This window comes from Exiguobacterium sp. s75 (assembly GCF_018617145.1).
GTDB classification, from domain to species: domain Bacteria; phylum Bacillota; class Bacilli; order Exiguobacteriales; family Exiguobacteriaceae; genus Exiguobacterium; species Exiguobacterium profundum.
Window position 1 is genome coordinate 792,021 of record NZ_JACSJQ010000001.1, and the last position, 16,077, is coordinate 808,097.

13 protein-coding genes are annotated in these 16,077 nt (G+C 49.1%); 3 read left to right on the top strand and 10 right to left on the bottom strand.

Annotated features, from left to right (window positions below; translation table 11 throughout):
- Window positions 1-84: 84 nt before the first annotated feature.
- The 3 genes from parC to KNO68_RS04110 all read right to left on the bottom strand — a co-directional run bounded on the left by parC (window position 85) and on the right by KNO68_RS04110 (window position 4,991).
- Window positions 85-2,490 (bottom strand): DNA topoisomerase IV subunit A, encoded by a 2,406-nt coding sequence (gene parC, locus KNO68_RS04100; protein ID WP_031423681.1) that lies wholly within the window; start codon window positions 2,488-2,490, stop codon window positions 85-87.
- A 2-nt stretch (window positions 2,491-2,492) separates the two neighbouring features.
- Entirely contained in the window at window positions 2,493-4,460 is a 1,968-nt protein-coding gene (parE, locus tag KNO68_RS04105) for a DNA topoisomerase IV subunit B (RefSeq protein WP_078147927.1), read from the bottom strand.
- A 126-nt stretch (window positions 4,461-4,586) separates the two neighbouring features.
- The gene (locus tag KNO68_RS04110; RefSeq protein ID WP_074037001.1) at window positions 4,587-4,991 is read right to left on the bottom strand and encodes a CoA-binding protein; all 405 of its coding nucleotides are present in this window, start codon (window positions 4,989-4,991) and stop codon (window positions 4,587-4,589) included.
- Between the two features lie 340 nt (window positions 4,992-5,331).
- Between KNO68_RS04110 and KNO68_RS04115 the strand changes: the two genes are divergently transcribed.
- Window positions 5,332-6,375 (top strand): GGDEF domain-containing protein, encoded by a 1,044-nt coding sequence (locus KNO68_RS04115; protein WP_214684254.1) that lies wholly within the window; start codon window positions 5,332-5,334, stop codon window positions 6,373-6,375.
- Between the two features lie 15 nt (window positions 6,376-6,390).
- Window positions 6,391-7,404, top strand: coding sequence for a tyrosine-type recombinase/integrase (locus KNO68_RS04120; protein ID WP_215112107.1), 1,014 nt, complete (start codon window positions 6,391-6,393; stop codon window positions 7,402-7,404).
- A gap of 62 nt (window positions 7,405-7,466) precedes the next feature.
- On the opposite strand, the gene KNO68_RS04125 is transcribed toward KNO68_RS04120, so the two are convergent.
- From KNO68_RS04125 to KNO68_RS04135, 3 genes are read right to left on the bottom strand one after another with little or no spacing between them, the layout of a single operon-like run.
- On the bottom strand, window positions 7,467-8,606 hold the full coding sequence (locus KNO68_RS04125) for a hypothetical protein (protein ID WP_215112108.1): 1,140 nt from the start codon (window positions 8,604-8,606) through the stop codon (window positions 7,467-7,469).
- Window positions 8,603-9,814 (bottom strand): hypothetical protein, encoded by a 1,212-nt coding sequence (locus KNO68_RS04130; RefSeq protein WP_215112109.1) that lies wholly within the window; start codon window positions 9,812-9,814, stop codon window positions 8,603-8,605. The genes KNO68_RS04125 and KNO68_RS04130 overlap by 4 nt, the downstream gene beginning before the upstream one ends.
- A 55-nt stretch (window positions 9,815-9,869) precedes the next feature.
- Window positions 9,870-11,042, bottom strand: a complete 1,173-nt coding sequence (locus tag KNO68_RS04135) for a MalY/PatB family protein (protein WP_215112110.1) — start codon at window positions 11,040-11,042, stop codon at window positions 9,870-9,872.
- A 116-nt stretch (window positions 11,043-11,158) separates the two neighbouring features.
- Here KNO68_RS04135 and KNO68_RS04140 point away from each other — a divergent pair, with 116 nt between their 5' ends.
- Window positions 11,159-11,812, top strand: a complete 654-nt coding sequence (locus KNO68_RS04140; RefSeq protein WP_215112111.1) for a M48 family metallopeptidase — start codon at window positions 11,159-11,161, stop codon at window positions 11,810-11,812.
- A 21-nt stretch (window positions 11,813-11,833) separates the two neighbouring features.
- On the opposite strand, the gene KNO68_RS15005 is transcribed toward KNO68_RS04140, so the two are convergent.
- From KNO68_RS15005 to KNO68_RS04160, 4 genes are all read right to left on the bottom strand, one after another.
- A complete protein-coding gene (locus KNO68_RS15005; protein WP_215112112.1) occupies window positions 11,834-12,739 on the bottom strand; it encodes a methyl-accepting chemotaxis protein in 906 nt (301 codons plus the stop codon).
- 157 nt (window positions 12,740-12,896) lie between these two features.
- Complete coding sequence (locus tag KNO68_RS04150) at window positions 12,897-14,189, bottom strand: hypothetical protein (protein ID WP_215112113.1); 1,293 nt, start codon at window positions 14,187-14,189, stop codon at window positions 12,897-12,899.
- A complete protein-coding gene (locus KNO68_RS04155) occupies window positions 14,186-15,478 on the bottom strand; it encodes a hypothetical protein (protein ID WP_214684238.1) in 1,293 nt (430 codons plus the stop codon). The genes KNO68_RS04150 and KNO68_RS04155 overlap by 4 nt, the downstream gene beginning before the upstream one ends.
- Before the next feature lie 100 nt (window positions 15,479-15,578).
- Window positions 15,579-15,962: a DUF302 domain-containing protein gene (locus KNO68_RS04160; RefSeq protein ID WP_078146938.1), complete on the bottom strand. Its 384-nt coding sequence runs from the start codon at window positions 15,960-15,962 to the stop codon at window positions 15,579-15,581.
- Window positions 15,963-16,077 lie beyond the last annotated feature (115 nt).

Here is a 16,077-nt window from a genome sequence, read left to right on the forward strand (position 1 = left end):
TCGACGACAACAACACGATCTAGAGACATGGCTACGACAAAAAGACCTGTGAACGGCGAGTCAGCCAAATCACAGGTCTTTTGATTAATCGAGATACACGTCCTCGATTTCACCGAACGAGTCTTCGTCAAAGACGAACGAGCCGTTGGCATAGCGATCGAGTAGCGTAAGGGTTTTTGTCTTTACTTGTTTTGCTTTTTCTTTTCCGACGATATGAAGAGTCTCATCCCCATGCACCGGAAGCACACGACGGATTTGGTGCGGTTTTGATTTGACCTCACGAATGAGCATCGTCCCCCGAAGGTTGCGGTTCGTACAGTCGAACTGGTCCTCGAGCTTCATCTTCTTGACCGCTCCCCGTTGCGTCACGAGAACGAATAACGGTGGCGTGAAGAAGGAGAAGGCATCGGCGACGAGGTCACCGTCTTTCAGGTTCATCGCCTTCACACCGGCTGCCCGCTGTCCGACGACAGGGACATCATCCTCTTTGAACCAGAGACCGTATCCACGCTCTGAGACGAGGAACAACTGCCCTGGACCGTCACTGATTCCGGCGAAGACGACCTCGTCGTCACCTTTCAGCTTCAAGGCCATGAGTGGTTTCGATTTCCGCTGCGCGTCGTAGTCGCGTAACGGTGTACGTTTGACCATCCCGTCTTTCGTCACGAAGAGGCAATGGGCGTCCGTATCGAACGTCGAGACGACGTCTGCCGAGATGACCTGTTCCCCTTCAATCGGAACGAGGTTGGCCACGTGTTGTCCGGCATCCTTCCACTTCGATTCTGGAATCTGATGGATCGGGATGAGGAGGTAACTACCCTTGTTCGTCCAAACGAGCAAGTGGTCCGTCGTCATGGCTTGTGTCGTGAGAAGCGGACGATCCTTCTCTTTCATCTCCGGTAAAACGTCACTTGACGCGCCATACGAGCGCATCGAGGCACGTTTGACGTACCCGTCACGGCTGACGAATACCATCGTCTCTTCGACAGCAATCATAACTTCCGTCTTCAGTTTTAATTCCTCAACTTCCGACTCGATGACCGAACGACGGTCATCTCCGAACTCGTCACGCAATGCCGTAAGTTCTTTCACGATCAACTTTCGTTTTGTCGCGTCCACCTCGAGGATGTTTGAGAGGCGGGCAATCTCTTTTTGGAGCGCCTTTGCTTCTTTTTGCAACTCAACGATATCCGTATTCGTGAGTCGATACAACTGGAGCATGACGACCGCTTCGGCCTGGCGTTCCGTAAATGAGAACCGCTCCATCAGTTTCTTCTTCGCGTCCGCTTTATCTTTTGCGGAACGGATCAATTCGAGCGTCTCATCGAGGACCGAGATGGCTTGTTCCAAGGCGTCGACGATTTCGGCACGTTTCTTCGCCTGCTCGAGCTCGAACGTCGTCCGGCGTGTCACGACCTCTTCGACGTGTTTCAAATAGGCGTCAATGATTGGGATAATTCCCATCTGTTTCGGCGTCCGGTTCACGATGGATACCATATTGTAGTTATAGGCGAGCTGTAGGTCCGTATGCTTCAAGAAGAAGTGAAGGACACCTTCCGCGTCCGCTTCTTTCTTCAATTCGATGACGACCCGAAGGCCCGTCCGATCCGTCTCATCACGGACTTCCGCGACACCTTCGACTTTTTTATCGAGACGGAGCTCTTCCATCTTTTTGACGAGGTTCGCCTTATTCACTTCATACGGAAGTTCGGTGATCGTGATCTGTTCACGGCCACCTTTTAGCTGCTCAATCTCGGACTTCGCCCGGATGATGACCTTCCCTTTACCGGTCTCGAACGCCTTTAAGATACCGTCTTTCCCCATGACTGTCCCACCAGTAGGGAAATCAGGACCCGTGACGTACTCGAGTGCGTCTTTCGCCGTATCGACCTGGCCCTTCAAGCGTGCGATGGCGAGGTTGAGGACTTCTGTCAAGTTATGCGGTGGGATTTCCGTCGCATAACCGGCCGAAATCCCTGTCGTTCCGTTCATGAGTAAGTTCGGAAGGAGCGACGGCAAGACGAGCGGTTCTTCTGTTGAATCGTCAAAGTTAGGTGTATAATCGACCGTATTTTTCGCAATCGACGTCAGCATGACACCCGCAATCTTCGAGAGACGGGCTTCCGTGTAACGCATGGCCGCCGCCGGGTCACCATCCATCGATCCGTTATTCCCATGCATGTCGATGAGCGGATATCGGAGTTTCCAATCTTGTGAGAGGCGTACCATCGCCTCATAGACGGACGAGTCACCGTGCGGGTGATAGTTCCCGATGACGTTCCCGACCGTCTTGGCGGACTTCCGGTAAGGCTTATCGTTCGTATTCCCCTCATGGTGCATCGCATATAGAATCCGGCGCTGTACAGGCTTGAGTCCGTCACGTGCGTCCGGTAAGGCACGGTCTTGGATGATATATTTTGAGTAACGCCCGAACCGGTCACCGACGACCTGTTCGAGAGATAGGTTTAAAATGTGTTGAATCGTCGACATCGTTACATCACTTCCTCAATCGCTTTAGTCACATGTTCATTGGCGATGATCGAATCATCTTCCTGGAGTCCGAAGGCGACGTTCTCCTCGATCCACTCACGGCGATGTGTGACGTTGTCACCCATCAAGACCGATACACGCTTGTCCGCGACAGCCGCGTCGTCCACCGTGACACGGATGAGCGTACGGGTATCCGGATTCATCGTCGTCTCCCATAACTGGTCCGCGTTCATCTCACCGAGACCCTTGTAGCGTTGGAGGATATAGCCTTTCTTATACACTTTGACGAGCTTCTCGAGCGCCTCTTCGTCCCAGGCATAGTCGAACTGTTCGGACTTGCCTTTCCCTTTTGAAATGCGATAGAGCGGTGGCAAGGCGACGAACACACGGCCCGCCTCGACGAGCGGTCGCATATAACGGAAGAAGAACGTGAGAAGGAGCACTTGGATATGCGCACCGTCCGTATCGGCATCCGTCATGATGATGATCTTGTCGAAGTTGCAGTCATCCAAGTCGAAATCGTGACCGACCCCGGCGCCGATTGCATGGATGATCGTATTGATTTCTTCATTCTTCATGATGTCCTGAAGTTTCGACTTTTCTGAGTTGATGACCTTCCCGCGTAGTGGGAGGATGGCTTGGAACGTACGGTCGCGCCCTTGTTTGGCGGAACCACCGGCCGAATCACCCTCGACGAGGAACAGTTCGTTCTTGGCGGCATTCTTCGACGTCGCCGGCGTCAATTTCCCGTTCAAGATGCTCGAACGTTTCTTTTTCTTCCCGTTACGTGCCTCTTCACGGGCCTTTCGAGCCGCCTCGCGAGCCTGAGCCGCACGAATCGCCTTCTTGATGAGCATCGTCGCCATCTGAGGGTTCTCTTCTAGGAAGATCGTCAACTGTTTCGCCATAACGCTGTCAGCACTCGCGCGTGCCTCTGGTGACCCGAGTTTCGACTTCGTCTGCCCTTCGAACTGGAGGAACTCTTCCGGGATCCGGACCGAGACGATGAGCGTGAGTCCCTCACGGACGTCGCCGCCGTCGAGATTTTTATCTTTCTCTTTGAGTAAACCGTTCTTCCGTGCATATTCGTTCATGATTCGGGTCATCGCCGTCTTGGCACCGACCTCGTGCGTTCCACCATCGCGTGTCCGGACGTTGTTGACGAACGAGAGCACATTTTCGGAATAGGCGTCCGTGAACTGAAACGCGAGTTCGATTTCGATCTCATTCTCGACCCCTTCGAAATAGACGATTGGGTGGAGTGTCGCCTTGTCGTCGTTCAAGTATTGGACGAACTCGGCAATCCCTTCCTCGTAATGGAACGTCTCTTGCTTCTCCGTACGCTCATCAGTGAGTGTGATCGTCAATCCTTTTAAGAGGAAAGCCGATTCACGGAGGCGTTCGGCGAGCGTGTCATAGTTATACGTCGTCGTTGAGAAGATGGTCGCATCCGGTTTGAAATAGACACTCGTGCCGGTTTGGCGTGTCTTGCCTGTCTCAATCAGTGTCGTTTGAGGCACACCGCCGTCTGCAAAGGTCTGTTCGAACACTTTTCCGTCACGATAAATCGTCACGACGACCTTGCTCGAGAGAGCGTTGACGACCGAAGCACCGACGCCGTGGAGTCCACCAGACGTCTTGTAGCCGCCTTGTCCGAACTTACCACCAGCGTGAAGGACCGTAAAAATGACTTCTGGAGTAGGCTTTCCAGAAGCGTGCATTCCTGTCGGCATCCCACGTCCGTGGTCACGGACCGTGATGGCATCGTCCTTATGAATCGTCACATCGATTTGACCACCGAACCCAGCGAGCGCCTCATCGATCGCGTTGTCGACGATTTCATAGACGAGATGGTGAAGTCCGCGATGGTCGGTTGACCCGATGTACATCCCCGGTCGTTTCCGCACGGCCGTGAGTCCTTCGAGCACCTGGATGGCGTCTTCATTGTAATTAAATAGATCTGTTGACATAGCAGTCACCTCAATTTCGAACACACGTTCGTTTTTCTTTCCTATTGTATAGCTGTTCATCGATTCTGGCAAGCCTCCCTTGTCAGCCATCGCTGAAAAAAAGGAGACCTACCAAGGAGGTAGGTCTTATCCGAGTAGACGAGCATGTTCCACGTACAGGCAGCGGTTCTCGATATAATCGAGCCCGGCGTCACGCACGATTTGCTCCGCCTCAGCACTTGAGAGACCGAGCTGGTTGAAGACGAGCCCGACATCCCCATGTCGTACCGCATCTTCCGCGACACCCGCTAAAAATTCGCTGCGACGGAACACGTCGACGATATCGATTCTACCCGGGATGCTCTCGACGGACGGATACGCCTTACGGCCGTTCCACTCCTCGAGCATCGGGTTGACAGGGATGACGGTATACCCGACACGAAGCAAATACTCCGCAATCTGGTTGGCCGTCTTGTTCGGGTTGTCGGACACACCGACGACCGCGATGGTCTTCGCTTCAGACAAAAGTTGCTTCAAACGCTGATCATCCATCCAAAATCCCCCTTTGGTTTACGTTTACAGTGTAACGTTACCTTCCTTCCTGTTTCAAGTCTTATTTTCATCATAAGGTATAATGACTCAACATTACAGTTTCAAGACAAACCAATATGGTTTACATAACAAATTATTGTCTACCATTTATTTTGCTATAAAATCAATCAGTCGATTAACCACTCGATTTAGAAATAATCATGTAACTCACGAACATTGCGTGAAATATCTATTTCACGCAACGATACATACGAAATTAGGACGTTTTTTAAAGTCATTTTACGGACTTCTATACAAATTTAATCATTGTTTCGTTATACTAAAAGAAAGGAGGTGTGTGATGGGAACAACCTATGAAACTCGTCGAGGAACACTATATAACGAACGAATTACTTTTTACGGCAATGTCATCGCTTGGTTGGTCCACTTCCTATTTTGCATCTTGTTTTATCGTTTGGATATGACTCTCTTATTCCTATCAAATGGCTTGAGTGTGATCTATTACACGATTTCATTCTACTTTGTACATAGGCGGTGGTACGGCATCTTCTTTACCGGACTTTTTATCGAAGTCGTTTACAACGCCGTCATCTCGACCGTCATTCTCGGTTGGGAGATCAACATGCATTATTTCATCCTCATGATGGCCTATGGTGTCTTTTTCATGCCAAGCGTATCCAGAAGCCAACGCATCTTGACCACGGCCATCGCGATGTTGATTTATAGCCTTCTGTTCATCTATGTGTCCGACGGCATCGAGACCCTACCGATTCAGGTGGAACAAGCGCTCGGACTCTTTTGCATCCTATCGACCGTGGTGATGATCGCAGGGCTCTCCTTCATCTTCGAGTCAGCCGTTGTCGAAGTGACAGATGAACTCGAACGATCCAATGAGCGATTGCAGATCCTAGCGTCTACGGATGGATTGACCGGACTATTGAACCGAAAAGTTGGGCATGAACAAGTTTCTAAAGCAATCGACAAAGCCGCTCATGAAGGCGTTCCGTATGCAATCGTTCTCGGTGACATCGATCGATTCAAATCGTTTAACGAGACGTACGGTCATGATTGTGGGGACCGGGTGCTTCAACAAGTGGCCTCCATATTATCCGATATCGACGGCATGGCCGTCCGCTGGGGAGGAGAGGAGTTTCTGGTCTACCTATCGAGTCCGTCCGGTGACTTCCTTCCAATCGTCGAGCAGTTGAGACAACAAATCGAGTCGACCCCTCTCCATTACGCAGGAGAACGTCTTCATGTCACAATGACATTCGGACTTGCGGTTCGTGTTGGTCACGATACGGTCGAAGAGATCGTCAAAGAAGCGGACAACTTCCTTCGTGAAGGGAAGCGTAGCGGAAAGAATCAAGTGAGAACTACATGAAGAAAGGGGCATTCTATGAGTATTTTCCGTCAACTTGGACAGCGGCAGACACCGACGACGACGAAACGCTTCGAGTTGAACGGGTTGCACCGACTACCCGCATTCATCCAACAGTTTTTTCATCATTTAGCAGCGAAGCATTATTCCAAACAGACGGCCCAGCGCTATGTGTATGACGTTTTAGATTTCTTTCGTTGGGTCGAGCACGTTAGTGGTACTGAGTTAGAGCCTGAAACGATTGACTTGCCATCATTCACAGAGATTGACCATGCCGGAGCAGAAGCGTATGCGACTTATCTTGCCCTCGATCTCGATAATGCTCCGAGCGTCATCAATCGGAAGCTTTCAACGTTACAGTCACTCTTCAATTACTTAATCGAGACCAATCAAGCAACGGTGAATCCTTTTCAAACCGTAGAACGCCCGAAACGCGGCAAACGGAACCCCGTCTATTTGACGGAATCGGAGTGGGTCGATTTCTCGACGCTCGTACGTAGCAATGTCGGCATGACGAATCGCGAGGCGAGTTGGTACGAAATGAATCGCGCGCGAGACTTTTTAATCATACAGTTACTCGGACTGACAGGAATGCGCGTATCCGAGCTCGTCGGACTCAATTGGTCCGATATCAACATTGAGACCGGAACGATTCGGGTCATCGGTAAAGGCAATAAGGAACGCTTGATCCCCATCGCAGGACCACTTCTTCCACTCCTCTCTGAGTATCGCGACACGTCGAGCGAAGGGGCGGTGTTCCAAAATGAGAAGGGGCAACGAATCGCTGTACGGACGGTTCAGCATATGTTGAAAGGGCATATTGACCGCTTAAAGCCTTACCTGCCGTTCTTGAGCTATAAACAGGTAACGCCACATAAACTCCGTCACACGTTCGCTTCACGTCTCGCCATGGGGGGCGTCGATGTGCTCACGATTCAACAGCTTCTCGGGCATGAATCTGTGGCAACGACACAAGTCTATGCCCATATCGGAGATGAACGGAAAAAACACGCAATATCGGGTTTACAATAATATGTTATGTAAACTATATATCCAAATATAACCACCACCTATATAATGGGTGGTGGTTATATTCATGTGCTGGACATTGACAAAATCAAAATGGCATCATCGATGACCATAAAATAGGCATTGTCATAAGTGAGACGTTCTTCCGATTCTAAATCGAAAATCACGACACCGCTCGTAAGTCCTTCCGTATATTCATGGACGAGATAGCGGCGACCGATGACGCGTTCGAACGGTTCCACATCGATATAACGCGCACCGGTTGCGAGGTCGATGACTTCTGAGTGAATATCTGTCTCATCAACTTTGATAAAAATCGTCGAACTAATATCGTCGTACGTGAAATCAATCGGTTCATAAGCACCCCAATCGACGACCGATACTTCATGTAAGACATCGGGACCCGTCAAATCATAGATGACCTCCTCATTCAACGAGTCAACAAACGCGGAGAATCGAAGCGTCCCTTCATTTTCTCCTAGATATTGGACCGTGTCCCCTTCCCCTTGGAGACGGAGGATATCATCGAATGGCAATTCACCCCGTTGATCCCATATCGCCTCGACCACCTCCTCGAGTGGGCAAATCAAGAGTGCCTCGGAATGGTCAATCGGGTCGTCAGGAGAGATGCGCCCATCATCGAGTGCATTGTAATAGTCAAACTCATCGAGTCTCGCGTTGCAGACGATGTATGGAACACCATCGAATGTGGTCGTGAACAAATACAATTCTCGGAAACGTTCCGTCTCACCGACAAGACGCTCATCCCGAATACGCTCCCGTTGATTGGTCACGCGATCATAGAGCCACGCCTCATCCGATGATTCAAACGCCGTCAAAAAGAGGAAGTAACGATGATCCAGTACCCAGAACAATGTGCTATTTCCACGCTTCTCAAACGTCGTGACCACTTCTTCGGTGCCCGCCTTGTAAGAGAAGGCGATCAACTCTGTTTTGACCACCCCTTCACCGTCCGGGACCTCATTTATAAAATAGACGATGTCTCCATCGACGAATAGTTTAGGATAACCGTAATCCGCGTACTCCCTCCGGTTCAATTGTGTGATCACGCCATCCTCATCGTCAAAGCGATAGAGCGAGAATGTCGTGCGATCTTTCTTCTCTCGATAGTAGACCGAGGTAGGGGTAACGGCGATCACATCTTCATGATCGATTGGCATGGCTCGTGCGTCAACGATTCTCATAAAGCACCTCTCTCGTGTCCGGATTCAGCGGGTTCGACTGTCACAAGCCCAGGTGGTCTTTTCGGGAACGTGATCCGTAGATGAGCATATTCAATCACATTCTGATGCGGATGGTTCTTGTCAATCCAGCGAATCCGTTGTTGATTCGCGAGGGCATGCCCGATCTTTTCTTCCATTTGGAATTTGGAGATGTCACGAAACGCGACTTCTTGAATGTATGTTTCCTCATCGGTTTCAAACTGTTGCCAGATTCCCATGATCAATTGACCGAGGGATGAGACACGCCGTTCAGGGAGCGTGACCGTCCCTAGTGTTCGACTCACTTCCTTCAGACACTCGTTCGGGTCGTCCGAGACGGCAAATAGTCGTTTTGCCGTGTTGTTCATGACGCGATAGCGACGTTTCCCACTTTCAAGCCTGAGCACCTGCGCGTATGGTTCAACCGGGACACCATGAAAAAATGTTTCCGTTCCGCCCCATGCGAATCCAAACGACGGGTCAAACTTCCGGATCGTCTGCATGAAGGACATCATAAAGTCCTCGACTTCTCGTCTTTCGAGTCGAAGCCATTCGGCCAGGGCGAGGGTTCCTTTCTCTTTCGAAATCCTATCGACCGGGAAGAAGAGCTCACCATCCGATAGACGATGAGGTTTCAATTCGACGCCGTCAGCACGATAATCGGTCGACGGCCTCCCCCCTCTCCCCGCGTAGATGACCCACTCATCGTCTGTGCTTTCGATGGCATAGGCTTGATGTGCCCACGGTGGCGTCACGTATAAGGCGGGATACTCCTCGAAGGTGTCGAGGTGAATGTACGAACGGTCATTCCAAAGGTGGGCGACGAGGCGTACGACCTCCCCTGTCTCCGAATCTTTTGGGGCGATGTAATTTCCGGTATCTCCGATGAACGTCAAAATGTGAAAACCATACCCGTTATACAGGTGACGCACAATTCGTTCAAAGACGGCTGTCACCATGCGTTCAAATAACGGATGATCTTCATTCCGATTGAGCGTTGGCGAATCGACCGTACACATGAGCCAACCCATCCGCTCATATAGACGAACTCGGAGCGGATAAGAGATCAACGGAGAAGAACTCGCATGAATCTCAGTCAAGCGGATATTGGACATGTTTTCGACTTGCAAGGTGAAGCCGCTACGTCTTAACTGTTCCTCCATCTTTTTCTTCCAGTTGATCGTCTCCATCCCATTCACTCACTTTCTCTCATCATCTCATTGTGAATTTTTCCCGATTCTCGTTTTACACAAACGCTTTTCGTTCCATTTGCGCGCTCAGTCGCTGAATCGCCTCGTCCAATAGTTCACGACGTGTCCCAATATTCATCCGTTCGAATGATTGACCTTGAGGACCGAACGGACTACCCGGTGACAAGAAGATTCGGACGTCTTGATGCAGCCAAGACGTCCGCTCCTCGGCTGACATCGGTAACTCTGAGAAGTCAATCCAAAGCAGATAACTCGCTTCCGGACGGGTCGTATGGAGCATCGGGAGGTTTGATTCGATGGAATCGATCACGTCATTCATTTGTTGCTCCAATTCTTCCCGTAACTGGTCGAGCCAACGTTCCGCGCGGCTGTCGGTATAGGCGGCGATGATGGCCGTGTTCGCGAACGGTGTCGGGAGCACGTGATGTTTGTTCTGTACTTTCGTGATTTGCTTCCGCCACTCATCGACCGGACAAATGATGTAGGACGCAAACAATCCGGCGATGTTAAATGCTTTTGAGGGCGCACTCACCGTGATGACACGTGGGTCGAGTGTGCCGATTGCGGTATGTTGATGAGACGGGAACGTTAAGTCTGCATGAATCTCGTCAGCGACGACGATCACCTCATATTGATTCGCGAGTGCTACGACCTTCTCTAGTTCCGCTCTCGTCCAAACACGTCCAACTGGATTATGTGGGGAACAGAGTAAGAAAAGTTTCGCTTGTTTCATCGCTTCCTCGAGTGCGACAAAATCCATCTCGTAGCGTTCGTCAGTTTTTTTCAACGGGGCATCGAACACTTGTCGCTTGGAACCGACAACGAGTTCGTGGAATGGTGGATAGACAGGTGACTGGATGACGACGCCATCTCCGACTTCAGTCAACGCCTCGACGATATGAGTCAACGCAGGCACAACACCGCTAGAGAATAACACATGGTTCGGGTCTACAATCAAATCGTGACGTCGGCCGTACCAATCACTGACCGCCTTCTGCGCTTCAGGTGCGAACAATGTATACCCGAATTCCCCTTGAGCGGCTTTTGCGGCGAGCGCCTCGGAGATGGACGGGGCAGTCCGGATATCGATATCCGCTACCCAGAGTGGTAACACATCATCTGACAAACGGAACCATCGCTCCAACCCGTCCCACTTCACCGAATTCGTACCTTTACGTTCAAGTTGTTGTTGTAAAATTGATTTCATGTTCATCCCTCCTCCTCTTACTGTATCAAAGTTGATTCGACTACGTGCCAAAAAAAGCATGGCAGTTTTTTGCCGACTTCGTTATACTCGATCGAGATAAGTAAGGAGGCACAATAATGCGTGTTACCGTCATTCGAAACAAACGAAGAAAAAGAGCTGCCTTTTATGTCACACCGGAAGGAATCGAACTCCGGGTCCCGGCTCGATTGCCAAAACGTCTCGTCGACCGCGCACTAGAAGAGCACGACACATGGATTCGTGAGACGTTGCAGAATCTTCCTCAACAGACGTCTGTTCTCGATGAGGGGCTCGTTTTTCATGGGAAAAACTATCCGACCAAGATAGATAATGGCACGACTCTCCGATTTGACGGCTCCTCATTTTTCGTTCCGAGGAGATGGGACGAAAACGCCCTAGCTAAACATTATGAGGCATGGCTGCGCGACCGCGCGCTTGAATATGTAATCAACCAGGCACCGACTTACGAAAGACTATTAGGCGTTAAAGCGAAAAAGATTCGGATTGGTCATCAAAAGACACGGTGGGGATCATGTAGTTCGAATGGAACCATCTCCATCAATGTCCGCCTCATGCTGGCGCCGAAAGAAATGATGGACTACGTGATTGCTCATGAGTGGGTGCATCTCGTCCACTTCGATCACTCAGCTTCTTTTTGGAGAACGTTACAAAAGATTTATCCGAACACCGCTACAGCGAAAGATTGGTTGAAACGACACGGACATACGTTACAATTCAAAAAAACCGACTGACCCCGTGTAGGGTCAATCGGTTCACAGGTTGGATGTAAATGTGTCGGCCGTATCATGTAACTCGGCTGCTGCCTGCTCGAACGTATGGAATTGCTCCATCGTCTGTTCCATCGTTTTTGCACTTAACTGAATCTCTTGATTGGACGCAGTGACACCTTCTACAATTTTCCGAAGCTCGACGTTCATCCCTTCCGTGTTCGAGTTGACGTCGATGACCGCACGTTCAACCATACGGGAGAGGTTGCGGACCTCAGTCGCAACCACATTAAATCCAAGCCCGTGTTCACCTGCTCGTGCCGCTTCGATGGCAGCATTCAGGGACAATAGATTCGTTTGTGCCGCAATCTCTTTGATCGACGAGGCAATTTTCGCGATGTCATCGGCTTGACGACGCAAGTTCTGAAGGGCATGGAGGTTGTCCGCGGCATCTTTCGCAAGCTTTTCAATCGTTTCATTCAATACTTTCGTGTCTTGCATGCCTGTCTTCGCCCGTTCGTCGAGCACATCGGTCATCGATTTAAAGCGATACGCATAATCCTCAATCACTTGTTGCCGTGCGGTGATGTCCGATGCGATCTTGACGACACCGATGACATCATCTCCTTCAAAAATTGGCATATACGTCGCCTCGAGCCAAATGGTTTCCCCTTTTGCATTCTCACGCTCCACTTTATCCGAGAAACTGAAACCATTCCATAATTTCTCCCAAAATGCCGAATACTCTGGACTATTGACAAAGGAAGAAGGGCAGAACAAGTGATGCTGCATGCCAATCATCTCCTCGCGTCTATATTTCATTGCTTTCGCAAACGTATCGTTCACATCGACGACCCGGCGTTGACGATCGAATCGAATTATCGCCATATTCGTCTCGATGGACCGGAATACGTCATCTGAATGGATATTTTTCTGGTTCAAAGTACTCATAAAGTGTATTATCCTTCCTTCATCATAGGATTTTCGTACCAAATCGTGATATACAGTGTACCGTACCAAACAACTTATCATCGCCACGTTTTTTTACAGAAGGTTAATATCTTGATTTTGAAGTATTTACCATATAAAAAGACGCCAATTGGCGCCTTTACTCTTTCAAATCAGGAAAATAGCTGAAGAATGTCTCTGCTCCTGTGCTCGACAATTTGAACGTCTGCTTTCGCTTTGGATCGGTTAAGTACACATCCACCTTTTTCGAGCGTCTCTGAAAGCTTAATTGAAACTCCTGACCGACCCACCCATCGATGATCGTAAGCAGCGAATACTCCTCTATCTCCCCTTCTCGCTTGACCGCTTCTGCCTCATCGATTGCATCGATCAAATCAGACATCTCGATTCCTGCAGCCCGCAGCACGTTCGGATAATCAATCGTTACCTTTTCGTCTAAAGGAGTTTTATGGACGAACACGAACGGACCACTTGGTACGGCGGGATTCGATTCCTTGTCCGCTTCGATCGATTCATTCGTCGCAAATTCGCGATCCGTGTACGTGAGACGGACGTCTTTCGTCACACGCTTCCCGTCCTCAATAAAAGAGAACGTGTAGAGCGGTGTCTCGACCCCGGGTTCGAGCGATTTTGCCTGTAGTACCCGCTCAACTTTGAGCCCTTCAAATTGCTTTGGTTGCTGCTCTGGATGCGAATAATCATCTTTTGTTATAAGGACAATCGGGTCATAAGAAAGTAACCCACCTTCCGACTTAGCGAAAAAGTAAGCCTCTTTGGATTGTTCGTCGTAGCCGAGTGCGATTGTCATGCTTCCCATTTGCGCGTGATAAGGCTCAATGATTGAGAGCGGTAAGATCCCTTCGTCCTCTCCGATGGTTAAATGGATACTTCCATTCAAGGAAGGGGTCACTTGAATCATCGTTTCGTCAATGAGATTGACGGGATCCTCGAAAACATCGGAATAATCGCTTTCCTTCAAACTCTCTTCTTGTTCCCGAGTTCCATTTGCAATTGTCGGGTTACTTGGAATGTTGACACCTTCAGAAGCCTGTACAAACGAAGGGAACTTCTCAACAAGTCCGACTCTCATCTTTGGAGAAAAGCCGTCCTGACAAATGACATAATTCTGTTCGCCTTTTACATACGTCACTAGCTTATAGGCATGTGCATCGTAGTCGGAAATCATGGCTTTTCGGTTCAAGACATACGAATGATAGACCGTGACGTCCTCAGGGATTTGGGGAACCGGGTCATCGGTGCATGCAAGAAGTAAATCGCTCGCCCACGTCTCCGACCCGGTAGTAAAGCTGTTCATGTCTCGTACATCCCATTGTGATGGCATATGATCCAGTTTGACGACCTTTACCTCTTCACCACCACAACCCGATAATATTCCAACTGTACATAAAGTGAATAATAGTCGTTTCATCATGATTTTTCGTACTCCGGGAAAATATCCAAAAACACTTCCGCCCCTTTACTAGATAATTTAAATGTCTGCTCGCGAAGCGGGTCTGTCAGATAGATGTCGATTTTTTTTGACCGCTGTTTATAGCTGATTTCAAATTCTTGCCCTTTCCATCCATCCATCAACGTCAAGTATCGATAGTCTGCAGGCTCACCTTTGCGGCTGACCGGTTCTGCCTCCTTCAATACTTCCATGACTTGTTCAGATTCTTCCGTCGAGATTTCAATAAAATCAGGATAAGCGAGCTCATTTCCATCAAACGGTTTCCGGTGTGAGACGACTCTTGGACCATCTTCTTGGGCCGGCATCCACTCTTCATACATCGAATCGGGTTCTTCGCCTTCTTTCAGCAACGTACCTTCAACAAAGCGAACCGTCATCGTTTCAGTCACGGGTTCACCATCCCGCATGTAATGGAACGTATATATGGGAACCGCTTCTCCTTTTTTTATCTCTCCAGGTTCGATGATGGTGTCGACGCTTAACTCTTCAAAGGACTGTTTTTCTATTGACGCAGGATCCTCTAGTTCTTCAAACTGTAATTGCTGATAAACAAAGCGTTCATTGAATGAAAAAAGAATATACGGTTGAGATGTTTGTCGATCGAGTCCGATGGCAATCTGTCGATGCGGCATATCGGTTCCGATTGGTTGAAAACTAGTGAGCGAATGTCTCGTCGCATTACCATCGAGCTCTAGTTCAAGCTCTCCGAATAGTGCCGGTTCAATTTCAAGCAATGTATCTCGGAACGGGATGATCTCGATTTCATCGATTTTCAGTCCGTCTGTTTTCATTAGCTTGTCCTTTGAGGACGAAGATGTTTGATGAAGGCTAGGTAATCGGGGGACGCTGATTCCTTCAGATGTATTCACAAAATCCGGAAACTTATCGATTGTCTTCGCCATCCATTGATTCGTATAATCTTCTCGACATACGACATATCGTTCGTCACCTTCTAAATAGGTAACTACCTTCATCGAGTACGGATCCATGGATGACACGACCCCGTTTCGCCCTGCGAACACTGTCTGATATACAGTGACATCTCCTTTTAGCTTAGTCGTTCGTTCGCCCTCACACGCCTCGAGCACTTCTCTCGTTTCGTTGACTTGAACAAATTCTCCTTCTTTCGTATAACTCTCGAGATTCCATTGATTTTCTATGTAATCTAGTTGAATGACTTCTATATTAGATGCCCCACATGCGCTTAAAAATGAAGCACTAAGTAACATCATGATTCCTCTTTTGTACAAAATATCTCCTCCTATAATCTCCTCATCCAATTTTACCATTATCTAACTATCCTATACGAAAAAAAATCCGCTCACGTTTCATGAGCGGATGGTAGAACAATCATTTACTTTGGTCGATGGCACGTTGCAATCGGGACTCGACGTCTAACGCGACGGCTTGTAACGATTCGTCATCGATGAGGCGAATTAATTCAGTCGGTCTCGGCATACCGATTTGGGTATGGTCGTCTTTTTCGAACACCGCGATTTTGCATGGAAGGAAGTAGCCTCCTTCTAACTGTTGCGACAGTACTTCTTTTGCCGCCTTCGGATTGCATACTTCTAAGATACGATACTTCCCATCAATCCTCTGTCCCTTTTTCTCGAGCGTCTCACTCAAATCAAAGTCCCAGAGCACCCCGAATGATTCTTCTTTCAATGCTTCTCCGAGACGAACGACAACGTCATCCACGGTACGGTCAGATTGTACGGTATAGTCAAACATCTTCATTCCTCCTCATGTGGTTACTCATGAAATCTGAACCCGAACGAAATCGTCCTCAATCAAAAGAAACTGTATGTGATTTGAAACATAATCACGCACTCGAACGTATAAAAGG